This is a genomic window from Bradyrhizobium monzae (genome assembly GCF_021458635.1).
Classification (GTDB): domain Bacteria; phylum Pseudomonadota; class Alphaproteobacteria; order Rhizobiales; family Xanthobacteraceae; genus Bradyrhizobium.
In genome coordinates this window covers 87,766-111,394 of sequence record NZ_JAIRDQ010000002.1, presented here as the reverse complement: position 1 = coordinate 111,394, position 23,629 = coordinate 87,766, and the positions used below count along the sequence as shown (strand labels likewise).

Annotated in this window: 21 protein-coding genes and 1 pseudogene; 12 read left to right on the top strand and 10 right to left on the bottom strand. The window is 63.0% G+C overall.

Translation table 11 applies throughout. The annotated features are described in order from the left end of the window. Positions 1 to 90 precede the first annotated feature (90 nt). The gene (locus K3F49_RS09720; RefSeq protein WP_234680708.1) at positions 91 to 1,581 is read right to left on the bottom strand and encodes an MFS transporter; all 1,491 of its coding nucleotides are present in this window, start codon (positions 1,579 to 1,581) and stop codon (positions 91 to 93) included. A gap of 374 nt (positions 1,582 to 1,955) precedes the next feature. Here K3F49_RS09720 and guaB point away from each other — a divergent pair, with 374 nt between their 5' ends. From guaB to K3F49_RS09705, 3 genes are all read left to right on the top strand, one after another. After that, the gene (guaB, locus tag K3F49_RS09715) at positions 1,956 to 3,449 is read left to right on the top strand and encodes an IMP dehydrogenase (RefSeq protein ID WP_234680707.1); all 1,494 of its coding nucleotides are present in this window, start codon (positions 1,956 to 1,958) and stop codon (positions 3,447 to 3,449) included. A 252-nt stretch (positions 3,450 to 3,701) separates the two neighbouring features. After that, on the top strand, positions 3,702 to 4,739 hold the full coding sequence (locus tag K3F49_RS09710) for an NADP-dependent oxidoreductase (protein WP_234680706.1): 1,038 nt from the start codon (positions 3,702 to 3,704) through the stop codon (positions 4,737 to 4,739). Between the two features lie 194 nt (positions 4,740 to 4,933). Continuing rightward, positions 4,934 to 5,227 (top strand): hypothetical protein, encoded by a 294-nt coding sequence (locus K3F49_RS09705; RefSeq protein WP_234680705.1) that lies wholly within the window; start codon positions 4,934 to 4,936, stop codon positions 5,225 to 5,227. Between the two features lie 16 nt (positions 5,228 to 5,243). On the opposite strand, the gene K3F49_RS09700 is transcribed toward K3F49_RS09705, so the two are convergent. Next, the gene (locus K3F49_RS09700; RefSeq protein ID WP_234680704.1) at positions 5,244 to 6,086 is read right to left on the bottom strand and encodes a metallophosphoesterase family protein; all 843 of its coding nucleotides are present in this window, start codon (positions 6,084 to 6,086) and stop codon (positions 5,244 to 5,246) included. Between the two features lie 168 nt (positions 6,087 to 6,254). Here K3F49_RS09700 and K3F49_RS09695 point away from each other — a divergent pair, with 168 nt between their 5' ends. Next, positions 6,255 to 6,677, top strand: coding sequence for an MAPEG family protein (locus K3F49_RS09695; protein ID WP_234680703.1), 423 nt, complete (start codon positions 6,255 to 6,257; stop codon positions 6,675 to 6,677). A gap of 35 nt (positions 6,678 to 6,712) precedes the next feature. Next, positions 6,713 to 8,014: an RsmB/NOP family class I SAM-dependent RNA methyltransferase gene (locus K3F49_RS09690; RefSeq protein ID WP_234680702.1), complete on the top strand. Its 1,302-nt coding sequence runs from the start codon at positions 6,713 to 6,715 to the stop codon at positions 8,012 to 8,014. A 237-nt stretch (positions 8,015 to 8,251) separates the two neighbouring features. On the opposite strand, the gene K3F49_RS09685 is transcribed toward K3F49_RS09690, so the two are convergent. From K3F49_RS09685 to K3F49_RS09675, 3 genes are all read right to left on the bottom strand, one after another. After that, complete coding sequence (locus K3F49_RS09685) at positions 8,252 to 8,461, bottom strand: cold-shock protein (RefSeq protein ID WP_027532363.1); 210 nt, start codon at positions 8,459 to 8,461, stop codon at positions 8,252 to 8,254. Between the two features lie 253 nt (positions 8,462 to 8,714). Then, entirely contained in the window at positions 8,715 to 9,047 is a 333-nt protein-coding gene (locus K3F49_RS09680; RefSeq protein WP_234680701.1) for a DHCW motif cupin fold protein, read from the bottom strand. 79 nt (positions 9,048 to 9,126) lie between these two features. Further along, a complete protein-coding gene (locus K3F49_RS09675) occupies positions 9,127 to 10,377 on the bottom strand; it encodes an MFS transporter (RefSeq protein ID WP_234680700.1) in 1,251 nt (416 codons plus the stop codon). A 91-nt stretch (positions 10,378 to 10,468) separates the two neighbouring features. On the opposite strand from K3F49_RS09675, the gene K3F49_RS09670 reads away from it, so the two are divergent. Further along, positions 10,469 to 10,921, top strand: a complete 453-nt coding sequence (locus tag K3F49_RS09670) for a winged helix-turn-helix transcriptional regulator (protein WP_234680699.1) — start codon at positions 10,469 to 10,471, stop codon at positions 10,919 to 10,921. On the opposite strand, the gene K3F49_RS09665 is transcribed toward K3F49_RS09670, so the two are convergent. After that, positions 10,922 to 11,293 carry a nuclear transport factor 2 family protein gene (locus K3F49_RS09665; protein WP_234680698.1) on the bottom strand — a complete coding sequence of 124 codons (372 nt, stop codon included), beginning with the start codon at positions 11,291 to 11,293 and terminating at the stop codon, positions 10,922 to 10,924. A gap of 147 nt (positions 11,294 to 11,440) precedes the next feature. On the opposite strand from K3F49_RS09665, the gene guaA reads away from it, so the two are divergent. The 3 genes and pseudogenes from guaA (at position 11,441) to K3F49_RS09650 (ending at position 15,383) form a co-directional block, all read left to right on the top strand. Further along, on the top strand, positions 11,441 to 13,039 hold the full coding sequence (guaA, locus tag K3F49_RS09660; protein ID WP_234681410.1) for a glutamine-hydrolyzing GMP synthase: 1,599 nt from the start codon (positions 11,441 to 11,443) through the stop codon (positions 13,037 to 13,039). Positions 13,040 to 13,095: 56 nt separating this feature from the next. Beyond that, a complete protein-coding gene (locus tag K3F49_RS09655) occupies positions 13,096 to 13,995 on the top strand; it encodes an HNH endonuclease (protein ID WP_234680697.1) in 900 nt (299 codons plus the stop codon). Between the two features lie 117 nt (positions 13,996 to 14,112). Further along, positions 14,113 to 15,383 (top strand): annotated as a pseudogene (locus K3F49_RS09650) (serine hydrolase domain-containing protein). 245 nt (positions 15,384 to 15,628) lie between these two features. Here the strand turns inward: K3F49_RS09650 and K3F49_RS09645 are convergent. From K3F49_RS09645 to K3F49_RS09630, 4 genes are all read right to left on the bottom strand, one after another. Then, positions 15,629 to 16,450: an MBL fold metallo-hydrolase gene (locus K3F49_RS09645; protein WP_234680696.1), complete on the bottom strand. Its 822-nt coding sequence runs from the start codon at positions 16,448 to 16,450 to the stop codon at positions 15,629 to 15,631. Between the two features lie 999 nt (positions 16,451 to 17,449). Next, complete coding sequence (locus tag K3F49_RS09640) at positions 17,450 to 18,445, bottom strand: ABC transporter substrate-binding protein (protein ID WP_234680695.1); 996 nt, start codon at positions 18,443 to 18,445, stop codon at positions 17,450 to 17,452. A 22-nt stretch (positions 18,446 to 18,467) separates the two neighbouring features. Continuing rightward, positions 18,468 to 19,277, bottom strand: a complete 810-nt coding sequence (locus K3F49_RS09635; protein WP_234680694.1) for an ABC transporter ATP-binding protein — start codon at positions 19,275 to 19,277, stop codon at positions 18,468 to 18,470. Beyond that, on the bottom strand, positions 19,274 to 20,044 hold the full coding sequence (locus K3F49_RS09630; RefSeq protein WP_234680693.1) for an ABC transporter permease: 771 nt from the start codon (positions 20,042 to 20,044) through the stop codon (positions 19,274 to 19,276). Before K3F49_RS09630 ends, K3F49_RS09635 begins: the two co-directional genes overlap by 4 nt. A gap of 106 nt (positions 20,045 to 20,150) precedes the next feature. On the opposite strand from K3F49_RS09630, the gene K3F49_RS09625 reads away from it, so the two are divergent. From K3F49_RS09625 to K3F49_RS09615, 3 genes are read left to right on the top strand one after another with little or no spacing between them, the layout of a single operon-like run. Continuing rightward, positions 20,151 to 21,278 carry a mandelate racemase/muconate lactonizing enzyme family protein gene (locus tag K3F49_RS09625; RefSeq protein ID WP_234680692.1) on the top strand — a complete coding sequence of 376 codons (1,128 nt, stop codon included), beginning with the start codon at positions 20,151 to 20,153 and terminating at the stop codon, positions 21,276 to 21,278. Then, the gene (locus tag K3F49_RS09620) at positions 21,278 to 22,873 is read left to right on the top strand and encodes a GMC family oxidoreductase (protein WP_234680691.1); all 1,596 of its coding nucleotides are present in this window, start codon (positions 21,278 to 21,280) and stop codon (positions 22,871 to 22,873) included. The genes K3F49_RS09625 and K3F49_RS09620 overlap by 1 nt, the downstream gene beginning before the upstream one ends. 27 nt (positions 22,874 to 22,900) lie before the next feature. Continuing rightward, complete coding sequence (locus K3F49_RS09615) at positions 22,901 to 23,623, top strand: GntR family transcriptional regulator (RefSeq protein WP_234680690.1); 723 nt, start codon at positions 22,901 to 22,903, stop codon at positions 23,621 to 23,623. Positions 23,624 to 23,629 lie beyond the last annotated feature (6 nt).

Sequence of the window (23,629 nt, the reverse complement as noted above, 5' to 3'; positions counted from 1 at the left end):
CATTTGTTCTGACGTTGATGGTAGGTCCAATCTCGACGCGGTTCAAACGCTTCTTTGCTAAGCCCTCGGCGCAGCAATGACGAATGAGGACTATCCCAGCCGTTGATCCCGCATGTCCTGCGTGTCTTCCGTCGCCACCTTGACGGCGGCGGTTGCCGCGCTCTTGGCGGCGCCCTTGCGGCTTGCGATCTCCACCGCCTTGCGGCCGGAGATCTCGTGGCCGGCATCCGCGGGCATCTGCCAGAAGAACCAGCTCGACGCCGCGGAGGTCAGCGCCACCACGACGAAGGCCGGCGCGAACACGGTGGCATTGAGCTCGCTGACATGGCTGAGCCACATCGTGGTCTCGACCGAGGCGGCGCCGACCGCAACGCCGGCGGAGACCGCGAGCTGCTGGTTGACGCTGACCAGCGTCGTGGCGCGGCTCATCTGCGCACTCTCGACGTCGGCATAGGCGACCGTGTTGATCGCGGTGAACTCGAGCGAACGGAAGAAGCCGCCGACCACCAGGATGATCATGATGATCAGCAGCGGCGTCGTCACCGTGAACAGCGCGCAGGCGGCGAGGAAGACCGCGCTGACGATCGCGTTAACCGTCATCAGATTGCGAAAGCCGAAAGTGCGGATGAGCCGCGCGGCCAGCGCCTTCATGCCCATGGCACCGAGCGAGGAGCCGAACGTGACGAGACCGGACTTGAATGGGGACAGGCCAAAGCCGATCTGCATCAGCAGCGGCAGCAGGAATGGCAGCGCGCCGATGCCGAGCCGGAACATGAAGCCGCCGAAAATGGCCGCGCGCAGCGTCGGCAGGCTCAGCAGCGAAAAATCCAGCACCGGCGATCCCGTGCGCCTGGCGTGGAGGACATACAGCGTCATCGAGATCGATCCGCCGACCACGAGGGCAGCGATCGTGCTCCACGGCAGCAAATTGAGGCCGGCCACCGACAGGCCAAAGGCAATGCCGGCAAGCCCGATGCCGGCGAGCACCATGCCGTAGAGATCGAACGGCTCGGGGTTTTCGCTCTTGATGGGATCGATGAACTTCAGCGCCATGAAGATGCCGAGCAGCCCGATCGGAATGTTGATCAGGAAGATCCAGTGCCATGAGGCGTAGGTGGTGATGAAGCCGCCGAGCGGCGGGCCGATCACGGGACCGATCAGCGCAGGGACGGTCACCCAGGCCATGGCGTTGACCAGCGCGCTCTTGTCGACCGAGCGCAGCAGCACGAGGCGCCCGACCGGCGTCATCATCGCGCCGCCCATGCCCTGGAGGATGCGCGCGAACACGAAGTCGGTGACCGATGTCGAGAGCGCGCAGCCGACCGAGCCGACCATGAACACGCCGACCGCGATCGCGAACACCATGCGCGCGCCGAACCTGTCGGCGGTCCAGCCGCTCGCCGGGATGAACACCGCGAGCGACAGCAGGTAGGACGTGATCGCGAGCTTCAGCGTCAGCGGGCTGGTGCCGATGTCGGCCGCGATCGCCGGCAGCGAGGTGGCGATCACCGTGGAGTCCATGTTCTCCATGAAGAGAGCGGTGGCCACGATCAGCGGAATGATGCGTTGCTTGTCGACCATGACGGATCGGTAATGGAAATCAGAAGGACAGGCGGACTTGCGGCTTATCACCACGACTCGGCCGGGACCATTGCGGATCAACGCATAGCACCTAAATCCTGCGCTCGTTCCTTCGTCGGACCGGGCTCGCACCTTCGTTGCGCCCGGCACGACGGTGGGTGAGCCGCCGCCGGGCTATCCCGCCGAATTTACCTAAAAAAGCCTGTGCATGGCTGGCCAGCGGCCTGATTTGCTTTGATTCGTCGCGCGGCCGTGCTATCGACCCGCGTCAACCCCACCGATGGGCTCCTATTCTCCGGCGAGGCCGCAAGGCACGCCGAGGGCGGCGCTCATCCATACTCATTTGCGGCAGGGCCGCAGGAAGGAGTTGGCATATGGCCACGGTGCAACTTCAAGGCATCCGCGAAGCCTTTACGTTCGACGACGTTCTGTTGAAGCCGGGCCTGTCGGACGTCATGCCGGGCGAAGTCGACATCCGCTCCCGCGTCACCCGCGCCATTCCGCTCAACATTCCGATCATGGCCTCCGCCATGGACACCGTGACCGAGGCCCGCATGGCGATCGCCATGGCGCAGGCCGGCGGTCTCGGCGTCATCCACCGCAATTTCGATCCCGAAGGGCAGGCTGCCCAGGTGCGGCAGGTCAAGCGCTACGAGTCGGGCATGGTGGTGAACCCGCTCACCATCAGCCCCGAGGCGACGCTCGATGATGCGCTCAAGCTGATGAGCGATCACGGCATCTCCGGCATTCCCGTCGTCACCGGCGCCGGCAAGAATACACCCGGCAAGCTGGTTGGCATCCTCACCAATCGCGATGTCCGATTTGCCACCGACCGCCGGCAAAAAGTCTCCGAGCTGATGACGCATGAGAAACTCGTCACGGTGCGCGAGAACGTCAGCCAGGACGAAGCACGGCGGATGCTGCACCAGCACCGCATCGAGAAGCTGCTCGTGGTCGATGAGCAATATCGCTGCGTCGGCCTGATCACCGTGAAGGACATGGAGAAGGCGGTCGCCCATCCGCTCGCCTGCAAGGACGCGCAGGGGCGCCTTCGCGTTGCCGCGGCCACCACCGTCGGTGACACCGGCTTCGAGCGCACCGAACGGCTGATCGATGCCGGCGTCGACCTCGTCGTCGTCGACACCGCGCACGGCCATTCCCGCCACGTGCTTCACGCCGTCAACCGCATCAAGCGTCTCTCCAACTCCGTGCAGGTCGTCGCCGGCAACGTCGCGACCTCGGACGGCGCGCAGGCGCTGATCGATGCGGGAGCGGACTGCATCAAGGTCGGCATCGGCCCGGGCTCGATCTGCACCACGCGTATCGTCGCCGGTGTCGGCGTGCCCCAGCTCACCGCGATCATGGATGCGGTGGAAGCGGCGAAGAAGTCGGACATTCCCGTCATCGCCGATGGCGGCATCAAGTTCTCCGGCGATCTCGCCAAGGCGCTCGCCGCCGGTGCTGACATCGCGATGGTCGGCTCGCTGCTCGCCGGCACCGACGAGACGCCCGGCGAAGTGTTTCTGTGGCAGGGCCGTTCCTACAAGGCTTATCGCGGCATGGGCTCGGTGGGCGCGATGGCGCGCGGATCTGCCGACCGCTACTTCCAGCAGGACATCAAGGACGCGCTCAAGCTCGTCCCTGAGGGCATCGAGGGCCAGGTGCCCTACAAGGGCCCGGTCGGCAATGTCATGCACCAGCTCGCCGGTGGCCTCCGTGCCGCAATGGGCTATGTCGGCGCAAAGGACATGAAGGAGCTGCACGAGAAAGCGAACTTCGTCCGCATCACCGGCGCGGGCCTGCGCGAAAGCCACGTCCACGACGTGACCATCACGCGCGAAGCCCCGAACTATCCGGGCGGGGGTTAGTCGCTAGCTCTCTTCGCTCCGCTCTCTCCTTCGTCATGGCCGGGCTTGACCCGGCCATCTACGTCTTGGGTCTTGCACCGTGCTTCGTGGATGCCCGGGACAAGCCCGGGCATGACGGCGGAGAACGAGGCGCGCTTCGTCTGTTTCGTCATTGCGAGGAGCACTTGCGACGAAGCAATCCAGTCCTTTTCTGTTGACGCGACTGGATTGCTTCGCTTCGCTCGCAATGACAGAAAAGTGGAGGAAGCCATCATGTCCCAAAGTAAATCCCAGCAAGCCAAGCGCATCGTTCTCGCCGCGCGTCCCGTCGGCGAGCCCAAGCCGACCGATTTCCGCATCGAGGAATTCGCAGTCCCAACGCCCGGCGCGGGCGAGGTCCTGCTGCGCACGATCTGGCTGTCGCTCGATCCCTATATGCGCGGGCGCATGAGCGACGGACCGTCCTACGCCGCACCTGTGCCGGTCGGTGGCGTGATGGAAGGCGAGGCGGTGAGCGAGGTCGCGGCGTCCAACAATCCCGACTTCGCGGTAGGCAACATCGTGCGAGCCCGTACCGGATGGCAGACGCACGCGATCTCGAACGGCAAGGGCCTCATCAAGGTCGATCCCAAGCTCGGGCCGATCTCGACCTCGATCGGTGTGCTCGGCATGCCCGGCATGACCGCGTATACGGGCTTGCTCGACATCGGCAAGCCGCAAGAAGGCGAGACTGTCGTCGTCGCTGGTGCCTCCGGCGCGGTTGGCTCGGCCGTTGGGCAGATCGCGAAGATCAAGGCCGCGCGCGCCATCGGTATCGCCGGCGGCAAGGACAAGTGCGACTACGTGGTGAAGGAGCTCGGCTTCGATGCCTGTGTCGACCATCGCGATCCCGATCTCGCCGCGAAGCTGAAGGACGCCTGCCCGAAAGGCATCGACGTCTATTTCGAGAATGTCGGCGGCGCCGTGTTCGAGGCGGTGTTCCCGCTGCTCAATCCGTTCGCGCGCGTGCCGGTCTGCGGCCTGATCGCGCATTACAACGACACCGAGGCCAAGCCGCCGAAATGGGCCGCATCCATGATGCGCGCGACGCTGACCAAGCGGCTGACCTTCCGCGGCTTCATCGTCTCCGACTTCGCCTCACGCCATGGCGACTTCCTGCGCGACATGTCGGGTTGGGTCCGCGACGGCAAGGTCAAGTACAAGGAGTTCGTCACCGAAGGCTTGGAGAGCGCTCCGGGCGCCTTCATCGGGCTGCTGAAGGGCGCCAATTTCGGCAAGCAGCTGGTCCGGGTCGGGCCGGACAAGGCTTAAACTCCAGGGTCTGAAGCGTCTGCTGGAGGGCTGGACCGACGAGCAGTTGCACCGGTGTCACACCCCGGACACCGGTGGTTAACAAAGAGTTACCGATCTGCAACACCTGCCCGTAAAAACCCGTCGGTGTGACCGAGGGTTCATTGACGTTCGGGCGAAGGCATTGAATCATCGCGCATATTTAGGGTGTTGCGATGTTAGAGATCGGTATTTTTTGCGTAATCCTTCTGGCCGCCGGCTATTGGGCGACCATGTTCGTCATGGGTCGCCGCGATGACGTCATCCACGGCAAGTTCGTGCACAGCGAACACGAGGGCGCATTCACGCAAGCCGCGATGCCGGCGCCGCGTTTTCCCGATCGTCCGGTGAAGACGGCCGAGCCCGTCAGAATTGTGCCTGCCCATGATGCGGCGGCCGAACCGGTGACCAGCGACGCGCTGCAATCCTTGCTCGCAGCGATTCAGCAGGACCTCAAGAGCGTCGCTTGAGAGGCGAAGCGCGCGCCTAGTGCGCGCCGCCCATCTGGGCGAACAGCTCTTCGATATCGATATCGACCTGACCGGCCGCGCGGACGTGGCGGACTTCAAAACTGTCGGGAGCGAAGCGGTACTCGACGAGGCCGGTCTCCTTGATCGCGATCCGGTCCTGGCGTGTGTCGTTGATCTTGAAGCCGGCCGAGGGCGCCCAGACGTGCCGGGTGTGGCCGAACGTGAAATCGCGACGCTGGTGCACGTGACCGCTGGCGATCAGCCGCAGATCGATCTGCGCAAACATCTCGATCAGCCGCGCCCGCGCCGGCTGCGGCACGTAGCGGATCGAGGTCTCCGGGGTTTCGGCATCGTCCGGCAAATGGAGAAACACCGGCTTGTGCAGGAACAGCGCGACCGGCCCGCCGTTGACCTTCGCGATTTCGGAGGCCAGCCAGTCGAACTGCTCGGCCTCGAAGGCGAGCCCTGAATTCATCACCAGCGAGTTGAGACCGATGAAGCGCCAGCCGGCGGCTTCGAACGACCAATGGTCCTCGCCGATGATGTCGCGGAATTGCTGGCGGTGCGCTTCCGCGATCGGCGGCTTTGGCGCAGGGCCGATCGCGGTCGGATTGTCGCCGATGTCGTGATTGCCCGGCAGATAGCGACAGTCGACCGGCAGCCCGTCGTGCAATCCCTTTGCAAACTGCACATCGTCGCGGCTCGTCGGACCGTCAAAGGACACGTCGCCGGTGTTGATGACGAGATCGGGCCTGTCAGCGTCGATGTGCTCGCTGACCGCCTGGAAGTTCGCGATCAGGCCGGGAAAGCGCCGGCCGAGATGTGTGTCGGAAATCTGGGTGAGGCGAAATTCTGACATGGGCGAAGTATCCATGGGCGAAGTATCGCCCGCGCAAACGTCGGAACGATGACGCGCGCGCAAAACCCGCGATGAAACAAAGTTTAAAGCACGCGATTCACCGATTGTCAGCGCTGGAAGTCGCGGCTAATGACGGTCTGCGGCTTGCCGCCTTACGGGAAAGTTCCGATGTCCGTCCAAATGGTCTTGTTGCCTGTCTTCGTGCAGGTCGGTCTCACCTTCGCGCTCCTGCTCGGCATGGTGTTCGGGCGCCGGAATGCGCTGGTCTCGGGCGAGACCAAGGTCCGCGACATTGCGCTCGGCGAGCCGAACTGGCCGAAGGGCGCCACCCAAATCGCCAATTGCTACCGCAACCAGTTCGAGTTGCCGGTGCTGTTCTATGCCCTGATCGCGCTGGCACTGCCGCTCCGCCATGCCGATCTCTTCATCGTGCTGATGTCCTGGGTGTTCGTGGTGACGCGCTTTGTCCATGCCGGCGTGTTCGTGACCTCGAACGATCTCGGCCGGCGCTCGTCGGTCTGGCTCGCGGGCGTGCTGGTGCTGCTGGCGATGTGGATCTACTTCGCACTGAAGATTTTGCTGCTGATCTAGGCGGTTGTTCGCCAATCCTGATCTGAAAGATTCAAATGACTCCCGCTGCCCGGCTGTCCGCAGCCATCGAACTGATCGACACCATCGAACGCGACCGCGTGCCTGCGGCGAAAGCGCTGAAGGAGTGGGGCACCGCGCACCGCTTTGCCGGCTCCGGCGACCGGGCCGCCATTGCCGGCCTGGTCTGGGACGTGCTGCGCCGCTACGCCTCGAGCGCATTCCTGATGGATTCCGATACCGCGCGGGCGCGCTTGATCGGCATGCTGCGCCTCGAGCGCAACATGGACACCGCGACCATGGCCGCTTTGTTCGACGGCAGCCGGTTTGCACCCGAGCCGCTGACGGAGGCCGAGGAGGCGGCGCTCAGCCATCGGTCGCTGAAAGATGCGCCGGCCGCGATCGCGGGCGACTACCCCGAGTGGCTGGATTCCCATCTGGCAAAAGTGTTCGGCGAGGACCGCGCCGCGGAAGCCGTCGCGATGGCGAGCCGGGCGCCGCTCGACCTGCGCGTCAACACGCTAAAATCCAATCGCGACAAGGTGCTGAAGGCGCTTGCTCATCTTCATGCGAAACCGACGCCATGGTCGCCAAACGGCCTGCGCATCGCGCTTTCGGCCGATGCGCGCAATCCTGGAATCCAGGCCGAAGAGGATTTCATCAAGGGCGCCGTTGAAGTGCAGGACGAAGGATCGCAGCTTGCGGCCCTTCTCACCGCGGCAAAACCGGGCGAGCAGGTGATCGATCTCTGCGCCGGCGCCGGCGGCAAGACGCTGGCGCTGGCGGCGATGATGCAGGGCAAGGGCCGGCTGATCGCGACCGACAGCGACAAGCGGCAGCTTGCGCCCATCCATGAGCGGCTGTCGCGCGCCGGGGTCCACAATGCCGATGTGCGCACGCCCAAGGGCGAGGCCGATACGCTGGCCGAGATCAGCGGCACGGCCGACCTCGTCGTGATCGACGCGCCCTGCACGGGAACCGGTACCTGGCGCCGCAATCCCGACGCCAAATGGCGCATGCGTCCGGGCGCGCTGGAGATCCGCCTCAAGGACCAGGCCGAGGTGCTGGAGCGTGCCGTGCCGCTGGTGAAGGCGGGCGGCCGCATCGCCTACATCACCTGCTCGGTCTTGCCTGAAGAGAACGGCGAACAGGTGAGGGCCTTCGTCGGCCGCCATCCGGAGTTTGCGGTGGTGCCGCCGGAGCAGACCGCGAGCGTGCTCTGGGACAAGGCCGAGGAATTCGGGCAAGCCGCGCTGCAGTCCGACGAAGGCTGGCTGATGACCCCGCGCCGCACCGGCACGGACGGGTTTTTCGTCTCGATTCTGAAGAAGGCGGGCTGAACTCGTTCCGCTGTCATTCCACATTGCGCAATTGCGCAATGGGGGCGCCCGAAGGGCGAGCCCGGAATCCATCGGGCGGCGCGTTCTGCGGATCAATAGATTCCGGGTTCTCGCTTCGCGAACCCCGGAATGACCACCCCAAACAAAAACCCCGCGAACCGGAATCCCGGTCGCGGGGTCTCTGAACTCACCGATCTGCCGGTACGTCCGTGGTCAGATCGCGAATTGCGCGGTCAACTAGCCGGCGCGGAGGTTGTCGGCCGAGGACTTGCCGCTGCGGCGGTCCGCAACGATGTCGAAGGAAACCTTCTGGCCCTCGTTGAGGGTGCTCAGACCAGCGCGCTCAACGGCGCTGATGTGAACGAAGACGTCCTTTGCGCCGTCATCCGGCTGGATGAAGCCAAAGCCCTTTTGGTTGTTGAACCACTTCACGGTGCCCATTGCCATAGTCATTTCCTTTCAATTGACGATGCACTCAGGGGGACAAATGCACATTGCTGCGCCCATCATCCCGGTTGGTCGATTTTGGAGAAATACCTGAAACGTGCTCGCCCATTGAAATGAGACGGAGCGGCCCAGTCGTTCGGCCAAGGATCGATCTTCACAATCTAGCGATTTTTTGGGGCAACTTCAAGGCGGCACGCGCTCGTGGCGAGCCGCGAGAACTTTGCTATTTTGCGCTGCACACCGCGCGGTTCCGTCAGTCCACGATGAAGAGAGTAGCGCCCACCGCAGTCGATGAGCGATGCGCGGCGTCGCCGAAATCCGAGACCTGGTAGCTCATTCCCGCCGTGAGCTTGAACTTGCGCCCGTCGCGCAGCTCGCTGTCGAGCTCGCCCGCGAGCACGTACAGGACGTGGCCGCGATCGCACCAATGGTCGGCGAGGTAACCCGGCGAATACTCCACCATCCGCACCCGGAGATCGCCGATGTTGAGCGTGCGCCACAGCGCCTGCCCGGTCTCGCCGGGATGCGTGGTGGCCTCGACCTTGCTCCAGTCGGTGACGGTGAAGGGTGAGGTGGGGAGCTTCATGGGGAGGGTCCTGTTACGATGCCGGCGGCCGACCTGTTAGCGCTTGCTTCCGCCCCAGTCGTGCCCTTTTCATGGGCGGTCAGGGCGTCGACGCGCAGCCGGCTGGTGCCTCGATCCTGCTCGCCGTGATGACCCACACCAGCAGCGCGCTGGCGCTGAGTCCAGCGCCTAGGATGCAGACGCCGGTCCAGCCGGCGGCGGCATACGTCATGGTCGAGGCTAGTCCGCCAACCGCGCTGCCGATCGAGTAGAACACCATGTAGCCCCCGACCATCCGGCTCGCAGCGTCGGGACGCGCGGCGACGATCAGGCTCTGGCTGGTCACATGCACGGCCTGGAGTCCGAGATCCAGCATGATCACGCCGGCCACGACGAACCAGAGCGAGGTATGCAGGCAGGCGATCGCGGCCCAGGCGGCGAGCATCAGCACCAGCGACAGACCAGTGGTGCGCTGGGCCCACCCAAGATCGGCAAGACGCCCGGCATTGCGCGCTCCGAGCGCGCCTGCGAACCCGGCAACCCCGAGCAGTCCGATCGTCGTGTGCGACAGCGACAAAGGGGGCGCCGAAAGCGGCAGCACGATCGACGTCCAGAACACATTGAGGTCGGCGAAGATCAGGAACGCAAATAGCGCGCGCTCGCGCAGGATCGGTTCCTCGACGAACAGCGCCGCCGTCGAGCGCAACAGCGCAAGATACGACGAGCCGGCCATCGCGGTTTTCGGCCCGCGCGGCAGGACGCGCAGCAGCAACACGGCCATGGCGAGCATGAGGCCGGCCGATACCAGATAGACCGTTCGCCAGCCGCCGAGATCGGCCAGCGCGCCCGCGGCGAATCGCGCGAGCAGAATTCCGCCGACGACCCCGCTGGTGACGATTCCAATGGCGCGGCCGCGGCCCTCGGACGTTGCCAGCGTCGCAGCATACGCGACGAGCACCTGGACGACGACGGCGAGCACCCCGACCAGCGTCAGGCCTGCGAGCAGCACGGCAGCGTGCGATGCCGTGCCGACAATCACGAGGCCGACCGCCGACAGCGCGATCTGGCCGGCGATCAGGCGGCGGCGGTCCCGGAGATCGCCGAGCGGCACGATCAGGACCAGGCCGAAGGCGTAGCCGATCTGCGTGAAAGTCACGACCAGGCCGATCGCGGCAGGGGCGATGCCAAGGTCGTCCGCCATCGCGTCGAGCAGCGGCTGCGCGAAATAGACGTTGGCAACGCTCAGGCCACAGGCGAGAGCGAACAGCAGCGCCATCGGCGGCGACAGCCCGCGCCCGGACATGGTTTCGGCGGTCTTCGGCTCGGCGGCAGTGACGTCGTGGCAGGTCATCGTGATCTCCGGCGATCATGTGGTCTTATAATGAGACCAGTTGCATGTGGCGTTGTCTAGTCTTATTTTAGAACCGGATTGGAGGGAGAGGATGAAGCGGACCGGTTTTGCCGAGGCTGACTGCCCGGTGGCACGCGCGCTGGATGCGATCGGGGATTTGTGGTCGCTGCTGATCGTGCGCGACGCCTTCGACGGGTTGCGCCGGTTCGGTGATTTCCAGAAGAACCTCGGCATCGCCAAGGGCATGCTCAGCACGCGCCTGCACAAGCTGGTGGAGCTCGACGTGCTCGAGCTGGTGCCAGCCTCGGATGGCAGCGCGTATCAGGAATATGCGTTGACGAAGCGGGGACTCGATCTGTTTCCCGTCGTCGTCGGCCTGCGCCAATGGGGCGAGGCGCATCTTTATGCGCGCGGCGAGGCGCACTCCAATCTGGTCGACCAGTCGGGCCAGCCGGTCGGGCAGCTCGTGCTGCCGTCGCGGACCGGCCGCCCGCTGACATGGTCCGAGACCAGGGTGCGGAAAGCCGGTGCGCGCAAGCGCTGATCAATGCGGCAGGTGATTAGCCGATCCCTGCACGATCAGCCCCGCATCGTTCACCCGCAGATACTCGCAGATCTTCTTGCCCCGCTCGTTCTCGTAATACACCACCACGCTGTCAGGACTGACGAACACGTCGATCAGCGAAAAGTGCAGCTCCGGCAGCAGCCCGAGCGCCTTGCCCCAATAGGCGCGCAACGCGTCCTTGCCGCGCACGGTGCCGCTGGCGTCGAATCCCATCGCCGGGATCCGGTCGGAGGTCATCACGGCCGCGTCGTCGTAGAGCGTGAGCACGCGCTCGAGATCGCGGGCATTCCAGGCCTCGACCCAGGTGCGGCCGAGCGCGGCAAGCGCTGATGGCTGATGATATTGTGACACGAGCGTTCTCCCTGATTGGCCCCGGTTCGGGATGGGGCAAATTAGGTCAATAATACTTACCTATATTGATTTGTCCATGCCAAAGAAGAATGTGGGCGCGCAGTCCGCCCGGTTGCGGGCAGGGGCGTGGTCGCGTATCTGCTTGCCATGACAGCAGCACAGAACGACCGCTCCGCGTCGACGTCCTCCGTGGCCTCGGCGCACGACAAGATTCTCATCGTCGACTTCGGCAGCCAGGTGACGCAGCTGATTGCGCGTCGCGTGCGCGAGGACGGCGTCTATTGCGAGATCGTCCCGTTCAACAAGGCCGAGCAGGCCTTTTTAGAGATGAAGCCGAAAGCGGTGATTCTCTCCGGCGGGCCGGAGTCGGTGCACGAGGCCGGCTCACCCCGCGCGCCGCAAGCGATCTTCGCCTCCGGCGTGCCCGTGATGGGCATCTGCTACGGCCAGATGACCATGGCGGAGCAGCTCGGCGGCACCGTCGAGGGCGGCCATCACCGCGAGTTCGGCCGCGCCGACGTTGAGGTCAAGACCGAGAGCAAGCTGTTCGAGGGCGTCTGGTCATCAGGCAGCAAGAACCAGGTCTGGATGAGCCATGGCGATCGCATCACCAAGATGCCGCCAGGCTTCTCCGTCGCCGGCACCTCGCCGAACGCGCCCTTTGCCATCATCCAGGACGAGACGCGCAACTATTACGGCCTGATGTTCCACCCCGAAGTGGTACACACGCCCGACGGCGCAAAATTGATCCGCAATTTCGTGCGCAAGATCGCCGGGCTCACCGGCGACTGGACCATGCGCGCCTTCCGCGAGGAGGAGATCGCGAAGATCCGCGCCCAGGTCGGCAAGGGCAAGGTGATCTGCGGCCTTTCCGGTGGCGTCGATTCCGCGGTCGCTGCCGTGCTGATCCACGAAGCCATCGGCGGCCAGCTCACCTGCGTGTTCGTCGATCACGGTATGCTCCGCCTCGACGAGGCCAAGACCGTGGTGGACTTGTTCCGTCACCACTACAACATCCCGCTCGTGCACGTGGATGCGTCGAAACAATTCCTGGGCGAGCTCGAAGGCGTCACCGACCCCGAAAAGAAGCGCAAGACCATCGGCCGCCTCTTCGTCGAGGTGTTCGAGCAGGAGGCCAAGAAGCTCGGCGGCGCCGACTTCCTGGCGCAGGGCACGCTCTATCCCGACGTGATCGAGAGCGTCTCCTTCACCGGCGGCCCCTCGGTGACGATCAAGTCGCACCACAATGTCGGCGGTCTGCCCGAGCGCATGAACATGAAGCTCGTCGAGCCCCTGCGCGAGCTGTTCAAGGACGAGGTGCGCAAGCTCGGCCGCGAGCTCGGCCTGCCCGAAATCTTCGTCGGTCGCCACCCGTTCCCGGGCCCCGGCCTCGCCATCCGCTGCCCCGGCGACATCACAAGCGACAAGCTCGACATCCTGCGCCAGGCCGATGCCGTCTATATCGACCAGATCCGCAAGCACGGCCTCTATGACGATATCTGGCAGGCCTTCGCCGTGCTGCTCCCCGTCAAGACCGTCGGCGTCATGGGCGACGGCCGCACCTACGACTACGTCGTGGGCCTGCGCGCCGTCACCTCAACCGACGGCATGACAGCGGACTTCTACCAGTTCGACATGAAATTCCTCGGCGAGACCGCCACGCGCATCATCAACGAGGTGAAGGGTGTGAACCGGGTCGTGTACGACGTGACGAGCAAGCCGCCTGGGACGATTGAGTGGGAGTGAGGGGGATTGTGCCTTTTCGATCTCTAACGTCCCGAAGAGGCGGCGCGGCTTAGATCATGGGATTTGGGGTATTCATCCATCGATCGGACTCGATCTACGATGACAGCCCAGCTGAGCGGTATCAGTTTCCCAGCCAGTATCTCCGCCGGGTCGAATCCTGTATCGGCGATTGGATCATCTATTACGAACCGAGCAAGGTTACCGAGACGCGCGGCTACTTTGCAATTGCTCGGGTTCAGCAGGTTATTCCCGATCCCGGTACTTCGGGAATGTATCTCGCTCTGATCGAGCCGGGAAGTTATCTCGATTTTGCCAATCCAGTCGCGTTCAACGGGACGACAGGTCCTGTGGAGCGTGGCGTTCTGAATGAGCAGGGGCGAATTTCAGGACGTGCTCAGTCGGCAGTCCGCCCAATCTCTCCCGACGATTTCAATAGAATATGCGAACTTGGTTTGGCTGAGAATGCTCCGCTGCTGCCACGGCGCGATGATGATATCCGCCCGCTCGATCTCAATGAGACGCAGATGCCGTTCAGCTTCGAACAGCAACGCGACCGTGTTAGCCTGATGGTGTCTAGAGTTCTGCGCGATCGAGTTTTCCGCCGTATCGTGCTCCGAGCATATGATGAGCGTTGCGCTGTTACGGGGTTAAAGCTCATCAATGGAATGGGGCGCGCAGAAGTCGCTGCTGCTCATATACGGCCAGTCGAAGCCAACGGGCCAGACATCATTAGCAATGGCATCGCTCTTTCTGGTACCGCGCACTGGATGTTCGATCGCGGTCTGATTAGTTTGGCGGACAATTTGGAGATTCTAATCTCGCGCCAGACAAACGATCTGGATGGAGTGCGGTCGATGATCAATAGGACGGGCCGCGCAAATTCACCGCAGCGGATATCGGATCGCCCGCATCCACATTTCCTGAAGTGGCATCGCGAGCATTGCTTCAAGCAATAGGCGATAGATCATAATGCTACGCGCGTCTGCTGCTGGTCCGTCCGGCACAAACGCTGGATGTCCGTCCAACCGCTCCCGTGATACGAATCCGCATCGTTGCCTCTGGAGCCCGTGTTTATGTCCGCCGCGCCCGCACCTAGCCAGCCCTCCGCAACCCCCACCTCCGCGACCCCGAAACCCTCGGCTATATGCGCGGCTTCCCGCCGGCGCCGGACCGCACCATCACCTTCCAGGACGGCTCGTTCCGCAGCTTTCCAGAGTTGCGCTGGGCCTGGAGCAACATCCGGCAGCTGGTGCCGACGGTGAACGTCTGGCGCGGGGCAGGGCCTGCGTCGGCGCTGCCGCGCGCGGATCAGGACATCGGCGCGGTCGCCTCGACCACGATGGACGGGCGGCCCATGACCTTCGCGCGGATGCTGGAGGAGACCTACACCGACGGCATCGCGGTGCTGCATCGGGGCAAGCTTATCTATGAGCGCTATTTTGGCGCGCTGAAGCCGCACAAGCCGCATATCGCGATGTCGGTGACGAAGTCGTTCACCGGCACGCTCGCCGGCATCTTGATCGCGGAGGGCAAGATCGATCCGCAGGCGCCGGTCACCGACTATGTGCCGGAGCTGAAGGCCAGCGCATTTGGCGACGCGCGCGTGCACGAGGCCATGGATATGACCACGGGTCTCGCATACACCGAAGTCTACACCGACGAGAATTCCGCCGTGTGGGGCCTGCGGCGCGCCAACGGCATGGCGCCGATCCCGCCTGATTATGAGGGTGCGACCAACATCTTCGATTTCCTCGTCGCGCAGGCCAAACAGGGCGAGCACGGCAAGGCGTTTGCCTACAAGACCGTCAATTCCGACGTGCTCGCCTGGATCATCAGGCGCGCCAGCGGTGTGACGCTGTCCGATCTTCTCTCCGAGCGGATCTGGCAGCCAATGGGCGCGGAGGAGGACGCGCATTATCACGTCGATCGCATCGGCACCGAGAGTGGCGGCGGCGGTCTTTCCACGACGCTGCGCGATCTCGCCCGCTTCGGCGAGACCATCCGCAATCACGGCCGCTTCAACGGCCACCAGATCGTGCCGTCGTCGGTCGTCGAGGACATCGCGCGCGGCGGCGATCCCGAAAAGTTCAAGCCGGCCGGCTACACCACGCTGCCCGGTGCGTCCTACCGCAATCAATGGTGGGTCACGCACAACACGCACGGCGCCTACATGGCGCGCGGCGTTCACGGCCAGGGCATCTACATCGATCCCAAAGCCGAGATGGTGATCGCGCGCTACGCCTCACACCCCGTCGCGGGCAACGCCGCCAACGATCCCGTGACGCTGCCGGCGTATATGGCGCTGGCGAAGGAGCTGATGGCGGGCGGGCAGGGCGACTTGTAAGATGGGTAGAGCGAAGCGAAACCCATCATCGCTCTCCAAAAGAAGCCGATGGGTTTCGCTGCGCTCTACCCATCCTACGCGCTGGTTCAATTGATGATTGAGTGGGAGTGAGGGGGGCGTAGAAGCGGCCAACGTGGAGGATGATCGGCGACTTTGTTCTGGCGACGGTCGTCGATAGATAAGATAAGCTACAGGCGTGAAGAAAATCTCTCGGGGCATTCCGGAACCGCCTTGTTCCATCGCGATCAGGAGGTCCACGCAGCCATCGTGGCCTGCGCACATTCGTTCATCACTGTCAGCGCCCGCACTGTCGCCTCAGTCCCGATAACGAAGGGATTGCGAGCGGCCGAGCTCATTTTCTCCAGCTTCTGTACGGCCTCGTCAAAGACGTTATGGTTGGAGATGAAGACGTCGACCTGCTGCTGGCGCGCAATATCCTGAGCCCGCGATGTCGAGTCGAGATAGGCCTGCAGTCGCTGAATTCGATCTGGCTGCTGCCCGAAGTTGAACGCAGTTCCGCCCCATAGCATCGTGCGATGATCCTGGCCGTTCTGCCGGACAGTGAATAGTAGGGAGATGGTACCCTTCGTGTGACCAGGCGTCAGCAGCACATCGACCGTTGTGTCGCCTAGCGTGATCTGCTGGCCATCGGTTACGGAAATCTCGCGCCGCGGCGGCCGGCCCCAGTCAGGACGATCGAATTCGAGCTTTGTCTCCATCATCGTCCAGTCCGCGTCGCTCATGAGAACCTTCGGCGACGCGATGCGCTTGAAGAACCCGACGCCGCCATAGTGATCGCCGTGGCCATGCGTTACGAGAATGATCTTGATATCCGCGGGATCGAGCCCGAGCTTCCGCATGCCGGCGGCGACGATATGCTCGGCCTCATTATCATTGTCCATGGTATCGATGAGTATGATGCCTTCCGAAGTTCGGATGGCCCAAGCGCTGACCCATTTGCTGCCAATAAAGGATAGATTGTCGAACGGCTGACCGGGCGGCGGCGCCGGGAGGCGCATCAGGTCATCGGGCGAGAGCTGCGGTGCGCCAGGCGTCGGCGCGGCCACTTCTCCCAACTGCAGATAGGCTCCAAGATCCTGGCCGGCGGCTTGGCGTGCGAGTTACAGATGTCGTTTTACGACTGCGGGCCGCGCACTCGCCGAGATAGCCGGCAGGCCCGCAGCGACACAACAGGCACAACCGATGATCATGAACCGGCGACGAGACTGCGAGCGAAGATAACGGCGTTCGTCGCTCAACTTCATATTGGCGCCTCGATCTTGCTGCCAAGCCGATTTAACCGCCGCGCGAGCTTCCAGTCAACCACTCCAGCAAGCGGCAAGTAGCTGCCATCGTCGGCTCCAATTTCCCGAGCGTTCATCTCTAGGATGAGATCGGTCTGTTTCGGATCGAGTCTAGCCGTGTTAGCAGCCAAGTTTCGCGTCCCATCCGGGTCTTCACCAACGATCGAATCGATCAGCAATGGGCTCGCTACTGAAGGCAAGTCACTCGCCTGTCGACTCAGGCCGCAAGCTGATCACGTGACCTTGCGGTGACGGCCAGCACCGTCAGTTTGAGTTGCTGCGCGTGACGGTATCGGCACCGCGGCGCCAATCCAATACGGTGACCTACGAGACGGCTGACGGCCTTTTTGCATCGAGAACCTGATCGCACCGTTTGAGCGGAGACATCGAAAATCGTCCAATAGGTGCGGATAGTCGCTGAAAAATTGCGTGATAAATCAGCGTCGTATCATCGGTCAGACCTATCGAGTGGGAGTAGTGGTGCAGGCCACTGTCGCGTAGCCCAGCGTATTCTTGGGAGTGTCTCTCGCCTTCCAGATGCTCTGACCGAATACTTAGATTGGGTTAGCCCATCGGAAATCGGCTATCCACGGCCATCTGGAGAACAGAGCGCGGCAGCGTGGTGAAGCGCGCACAAGGGACAGTGTGGTTCGACGGTGGTGCGGAACACGTTCGGTTACGACTTCGGAGCCCAGTCAAATTTGGGCGCGCCGCACATCCGGTGTCCGGCGCGAACACAAATTGCCTCAGTTCCCTTGGCGTTTAGGCTATCGTCTTCAAATAGAGGCTTGGATCAAAGTATTTGCTTGCTGGCGTGAAGTCCTTGATGCCTGCGTTGGCCATGAAGAAATCTGTCGATTGCTGCAGCCAGTTGGTGACCGTTCCATCCGAGTACATACGTTTCCAGTCCTTGGCCGTGAACATCTTCTGAGCCTTGAATGACTCGTTGATGTCGGCCATCGGCGTCTGGCTATAGTGACCCTTCTGTAACTTCTCCATCGCTTCTGCACTATTGGCCACAATGTAGTCGTTCGCCTCGGCCCAGCCCTTGGTGAGCTTTGCCAGCGTTTCTTTGTTTGGCTCGTAGTAATCGTTAGCAGCTGCCCAACCGCCGATGATCGCTGCCTTTGGATAATAGGCTGACGCATCTGCGAGCTTGACTGCGCCGGGTACCTTGTCGCGAACTGTCACGTTGAAGGGTACCCAGAGCGCGACTGCAGGAACTGCACCGGAAATGAAGGCAGTTACAGCGGCTGGCATGGTCTGGTTGATGAGCTCGACCTCCTTGGGATCGACCTTGTTGGCACGGAGCGCGGTATCCAGGAAGACATGCGCGGTTGTGCCGGTCGCGGTCGCGATGCGCTTGCCCTTCAGATCCTCGAACGATTTGATGCCCTGATCGCCGCGAACCCATAGTTGAGCTGTCGCGACCTCGATGTCGTTGATGAGGAAGACTTTGCCTTGGCCGCGGGCCGGGAAGTTCGAGAGCACGGCGCCGGTTGCAAGCACGTCGAGGCTGCCGCCGATCAGCGCCTGGAAGATTTCCAGGCCGGTGTTGAACTGTCGCAGCTCTAGATCGAGCCCCTGCTTCTCGAAGGAGCCGCGATCCATCCCGGTCCAGATCTGGCCGTCGACGGCAACAGTGTGGAGATAGCCAACCCGAACTTTTGTTTTCGCTTGGGCGATGGCTGGTGCTGCGGCGGCGAAGCTGCCGAGCGCAAGGCCCGCCGTCGAGGTCAGAAAGTGCCGCCGATCCATGGTGTGTCCTCCGTTTTGCCTGTTATTCCGAGAATGAGACGGGACGCATCTGCGCCTGCTGGGCGCGATATTCGTCCATCACGAGCTGCCTGATATGGCTTCGCAGCTCGGCGAATTCCGGACGCTCTTGAATCGACTCGTCGCGCGGGTAGGCAAAGGGAACGTCGATGATCTTCTTGATCCGCGCTGGCCGCGCTGTCACTACCACGATGCGGGACGCGAGGTAGATCGCCTCCTCTACGGAGTGAGTGATCAGCATGACGGTCTTGCCTTCGGTCTCAAGCACCTTGAGCAGCAAGTTCTGCATGTTGGAGCGGGTCTGGGCGTCGAGTGCCCCGAACGGCTCGTCCATCAGGAGGAATTGCGGCTTTACTGCATAGGCCCGAGCGATCGCGAGCCGTTGCCGCATGCCTCCGGACAGGTGTTTGGGATAGGAATTGGCGAAGTCGGACAGGCCCATAAGACCAAGATAGTGGTCGCAGATCGCGTCGCGCTCGGCGGTCGTGACATGGTTGGCGTTGAGCGTCAGACCGAAGGCGATGTTCTGCTTCACTGTCAACCAGGGGAATACGCCATATTCTTGGAAGATGACGCCGCGTTCGGGGCCGGGGCCTGCAACGGGACGTCCGTCGAACAGGACCTTGCCGGTGGTCGGCTTCTGGAAGCCGGCGAGCATACTCATCATCGTTGTCTTGCCGCAGCCGGACGGGCCGATCACCGCAATGAAGTCGCCGTCATTGATGTCGTAGGTGACATCCTCAACGACGTTAAGGCGGCCCTTCGGCGTATCGAAGGCCAGCGAAACCTTGTCGAACTGTGCGCGCTTGTTCATACGATGGCCCGATCCTGCCAGACCAGCAACCGGGCTGTGATCTTGCGCAGGATCAAATCCATGATCAGCGCGATCAGGCCGATGCAGATGATGCCGACATAGATGACATCGAGCAGGAAGTAGGTCGAAGCATTCTGAATCATGGCGCCGAGCCCGCGCTGTGCCGCGATCAGCTCGGATGCGACCAGCGTCGCCCAGGCCACGCCCAACGCCACGCGTAACGCTGTGAGGATATGCGGGACGGTGAGGGGAATGATGACCTTGCGAAAGATTTCGGCTTGGTTGGCTCCGAGCGTTTGTGCGACGCGGATGTAGAGTGGCGTGATCTGCGACACGCCCTCATACATCACGATGACGCCGGAGAAGAACGAGGCGTAGAACAGGATGACGAGCTTGGCGAGCTCGTCGACGCCGAAATAGACGATCACCAGCGGGATCAGTGCGATCGGCGGCAGCGCGCGGAAGAAGTTGATCATGGGGTCGGCGAAGGTGCGGGCGGGGCGATACCACCCCAGCAGGAATCCGACCGGAACCGCCGCGAGGATGCCGAGTGCGACGCCGAGAAAGACGCGACGGGTCGAGACGAAGATGTCGATCAGCAACCCTTCCTTGGTCAGGAGCTCGAAGGATTTTGCAGCGACCTGGTGCGGTGCAGGGATCAGCGAGACGTTGACGAACCCGCTCCAGCGCACGGCATACCAGAGCAGGATCGCACCGATCCACGGTAACAATCCGAGACCAAAGCGTCTCAGGCCAGCTCCGTTCATTCGACGCGTCCACCCAGATTGCGATTGATGTTTTTATAGGTCATATTATAAATAGGATGACCATACAAGTGGCGCCTTTGGTCGTAGACGTCCCAGGCTTTCCCGCATGACATCGCCGCCCTTCACCATCCGCAGCGTCCAGGCCTTTGGGTATCGCTACCCGCTGACGACGCCTGTCATCACGTCCTTCGGGCAGATGAAGGATCGGCCCGCAGTCTTTGTCCGTATTGAAGACACCGACGGAAACATTGGCTGGGGCGAAGTGTGGTGCAATTTCCCGGCACCGGGCGCCGAGCATCGTGTTCGGCTCGTCAACGAGGTGCTCGCGCCGGCTCTCGTCGGATTCAACGCGCCTGAGCCGTCTGCCGCGTTCGAGCGTCTGACGCAGGGAACTTCCGTGCTCGCGCTACAATCCGGAGAAGCCGGTCCGTTTGCGCAGTCGATCGCCGGCATCGATCTGGCCGTCTGGGATCTTTACGCGCGCCGACAGAACGTCGCGCTATGGAGGCTGCTCGGCGGGGCCAGACGCACGATCAAGGTTTACGCCAGCGGCATCAATCCGGTTGGGTCCGAGCGGACGGCAGAAGCGGCCCTAGGGCGCGGTTATCGCGCGCTGAAGCTGAAGATCGGCTTCGATCCGGCAGGCGACCGCGCCAATCTCTCAGCTCTGCGCCGTCTCGTGGGCGAAGGCCTGCTTGCTGCCGACGTCAACCAGGGCTGGGCCATTGCGCAGGCGCTGGAGCTTGCACCGCAGCTCGAGCGCTTCGGTCTTGCCTGGCTCGAGGAGCCGATCCGTGCGGATCGCCCTCGGCGGGAATGGAAGCAGTTGCGCGAGGCGGTCCGCTTCCCGCTCGCAGCCGGCGAGAACATCGCGAGCGACGCCGGCTTTGCCGACGTGCTGCGTGAGCCGGTTCTCGGCGTCGTCCAGCCCGACATCGCCAAATGGGGCGGGCTGTCGGCCTGCGGAAGCATTGCACGCGATATCCTGACGTCGGGAAAGATGTTCTGTCCGCACTATCTCGGAGCCGGCATCGGCCTTCTGGCATCGGCGCATCTTCTCGCCGGTGTCGGCGGCGACGGGCTGCTCGAGATCGACTGCAATGAAAACCCGCTGCGCGATCGCTTCTGCGGTCCCGTGCTTGATGTCCGAGACGGCATCATCGAGCTTGGCGAAGAGGCAGGCCTCGGCATCACGCCCGATCTTGCCTCCATCGAACAATACCGGACGGTCTGATGTCAGCACGCGGTTATGACTACATCATCGTCGGCGCGGGCTCGGCCGGCTGTGTCGTTGCGAACCGGTTGTCGGCTGATCCGTCCTGTCGCGTGCTATTGCTGGAGGCCGGGGGATCGGATCGGAATTTCTGGCTGAAACTTCCGGTCGGTTATTATCGGACAATCTATAACGAACGCTTCTCGCGCCTGTTCAGGACCGAGCCCTCGGAAGGGAGTGGCGGACGTGCCATCGTCTGGCCGCGGGGCCGCGTGCTCGGCGGCTCCTCGTCGATCAACGGGCTGATTTTCATCCGAGGTCAGCACGAGGGCTTTGACGATTGGGAACGCCTTGGCGCCGATGGCTGGAGCTATCGCGAACTCCTGCCATATTTTCGGCGCTACGAACGCTATCGCGGCGGCGAGAGCCAGTTTCACGGCGGGCTCGGGGAGTTCGACGTCTCCGATCTCCGCAACGACAATCCGGCATCGAAGGCCTGGGTCGAGGCGGGTGTGCAGTTCGGCCTGCCGGACAACCTCGACTTTAACGGTGCCACGACGTTCGGCGTCGGCACCTACCAGCTTGGCATCGGACGGCACTGGCGGACCAGTTCGGCCTCTGCGTTTCTGCACCCCATCGCCGGTCGTCCAAACCTGACTATCATGACCCACGCGCAGGTCAGCAGGGTCATCTTCAATGGTCGCGTCGCGACCGGCGTCGAGTGGATCAGCGAGGGACAGGTCCACAGCGCGACGGCGAATTGTGAGATCATCTTGTCCGGTGGCGCACTGCAGTCGCCGCAGCTCCTCCAGTTGTCCGGCGTTGGTCCAGCCGATCTGCTGCGCAAGCTCGGCATTCCCGTCGTTGTCGATTCTCCGGAAGTCGGCGCCAATCTCCAGGATCATTATCAGGCCCGGCTGATCGTCCGCCTGAAGGAGCGAATTTCGCTCAACGATCAGGTCCGCAATCCCGTCGAACTGGCTAAGATGGGCTTGCAGTGGATGCTGACCGGCAGCGGCCCGCTGACGGTCGGCGCAGGGCAGGTGGGTGGCGCAGCCTGCACGGAACACGCCGTCGGCGGTCGGCCGGACGTGCAGTTCAACGTGATGCCGCTCTCGGTCGACAAGCCTGGCGAGCCTCTGCACAGCTATTCCGGCTTCACCGCCTCGGTCTGGCAGTGCCACGGAAAGTCGCGCGGACAGCTTGCGATCAGCTCGACCGATCCATTCGAGCAGCCGCGTATCGCACCAAACTATTTCGCCGAGGAGATCGACCGCAAAACCATTGTTGCAGGTCTGAAGATTCTGCGCGAGATCTATCAGCAGAAGCCCTTTCGTCCGCTGTGGGATATCGAGATGGTGCCGGGCGAGGCGGCAAGGGATGATGCCGGGCTGTGGAATTTTGCGCGAAACACGGGTGGTACTGTGTTTCACTGTGTCGGGACCTGCCGCATGGGGCGGGACGCGCAGGCCGTGCTAGATCCGCAGCTGCGGGTGCGCGGCGTCGACCGGCTGCGCGTGATCGACGCCTCGGTCATGCCGCAGATCACCTCGGCCAACACGAATGCGACCAGCCTGATGATCGGCGAACGGGGTGCCGCGCTGGTCATGGCGTGATCGCTGGCCTGAATTCCGGAGAGCGAGATGGAGTTGAGTTCCAACAGTCACGTCCCGAAATACGCGCAGATTGCCGATATCTTCCGGCAGCGGATCGCGCGTGGCGTCTGGACCCAGGGATTTCGCCTGCCGGCCAACGAGGAGCTGGCGGCCGAGTTCAGTGTGTCCCGCGTCACGATCAGGCAGGCGGTGGAGCTGCTTGCCCGTGACGGCGTGATCGAGGCGCAGCAGGGCCGCGGCACCTTCGTCACGGGGACCGTGCGGCAGGATCGCTGGCTCAAGGTCGAGACGACGCTGTCCGATCTCGCCGACATGTACCGCGACACCTCTCCCGAGATCATCAACATTTCGGAAAGCCGCAGTGATGCGCCGCTGCTCCCCGGGGACGGTAGGCCGGCCGACAAATACGTCTTTATGCGCCGGCTTCATTCGCGGGAGAAGCAGCCATACTGCGTCATTTCCATCTATCTCGACGAGAAGATCTTCCGCAGGTCGCCGAAGCGATTCCGCAACGAGACCGTGATCCCGATTCTCCACGATCTCAGGGACCCTGCCATCGCAAGCGCGCGCCAGACCCTGACGATCGGCGCCGCGGATATCGAGGCGGCGCGGCTGCTGCGCGTGCCGCTGAATTCGCCGGTGGCTGAAGTCCGCCGCATCTTCACGACCGCCGACCGCACCGTGATCTATCTCGGCGAAGTCACCTATCGTGGCGACTTCGTGCGGATCGATATGGATCTGCGACCCTAGCGCCCC

Coding starts and splice junctions, on each gene's coding strand:
- K3F49_RS09720 (WP_234680708.1), bottom strand. CDS start 1,581: ATGGTCGACAAGCAACGCATCATTCCGCTGATCGTGGCCACCGCTCTC.
- guaB (WP_234680707.1), top strand. CDS start 1,956: ATGGCCACGGTGCAACTTCAAGGCATCCGCGAAGCCTTTACGTTCGAC.
- K3F49_RS09710 (WP_234680706.1), top strand. CDS start 3,702: ATGTCCCAAAGTAAATCCCAGCAAGCCAAGCGCATCGTTCTCGCCGCG.
- K3F49_RS09705 (WP_234680705.1), top strand. CDS start 4,934: ATGTTAGAGATCGGTATTTTTTGCGTAATCCTTCTGGCCGCCGGCTAT.
- K3F49_RS09700 (WP_234680704.1), bottom strand. CDS start 6,086: ATGTCAGAATTTCGCCTCACCCAGATTTCCGACACACATCTCGGCCGG.
- K3F49_RS09695 (WP_234680703.1), top strand. CDS start 6,255: ATGTCCGTCCAAATGGTCTTGTTGCCTGTCTTCGTGCAGGTCGGTCTC.
- K3F49_RS09690 (WP_234680702.1), top strand. CDS start 6,713: ATGACTCCCGCTGCCCGGCTGTCCGCAGCCATCGAACTGATCGACACC.
- K3F49_RS09685 (WP_027532363.1), bottom strand. CDS start 8,461: ATGGCAATGGGCACCGTGAAGTGGTTCAACAACCAAAAGGGCTTTGGC.
- K3F49_RS09680 (WP_234680701.1), bottom strand. CDS start 9,047: ATGAAGCTCCCCACCTCACCCTTCACCGTCACCGACTGGAGCAAGGTC.
- K3F49_RS09675 (WP_234680700.1), bottom strand. CDS start 10,377: ATGACCTGCCACGACGTCACTGCCGCCGAGCCGAAGACCGCCGAAACC.
- K3F49_RS09670 (WP_234680699.1), top strand. CDS start 10,469: ATGAAGCGGACCGGTTTTGCCGAGGCTGACTGCCCGGTGGCACGCGCG.
- guaA (WP_234681410.1), top strand. CDS start 11,441: ATGACAGCAGCACAGAACGACCGCTCCGCGTCGACGTCCTCCGTGGCC.
- K3F49_RS09655 (WP_234680697.1), top strand. CDS start 13,096: ATGGGATTTGGGGTATTCATCCATCGATCGGACTCGATCTACGATGAC.
- K3F49_RS09640 (WP_234680695.1), bottom strand. CDS start 18,445: ATGGATCGGCGGCACTTTCTGACCTCGACGGCGGGCCTTGCGCTCGGC.
- K3F49_RS09635 (WP_234680694.1), bottom strand. CDS start 19,277: ATGAACAAGCGCGCACAGTTCGACAAGGTTTCGCTGGCCTTCGATACG.
- K3F49_RS09630 (WP_234680693.1), bottom strand. CDS start 20,044: ATGAACGGAGCTGGCCTGAGACGCTTTGGTCTCGGATTGTTACCGTGG.
- K3F49_RS09625 (WP_234680692.1), top strand. CDS start 20,151: ATGACATCGCCGCCCTTCACCATCCGCAGCGTCCAGGCCTTTGGGTAT.
- K3F49_RS09620 (WP_234680691.1), top strand. CDS start 21,278: ATGTCAGCACGCGGTTATGACTACATCATCGTCGGCGCGGGCTCGGCC.
- K3F49_RS09615 (WP_234680690.1), top strand. CDS start 22,901: ATGGAGTTGAGTTCCAACAGTCACGTCCCGAAATACGCGCAGATTGCC.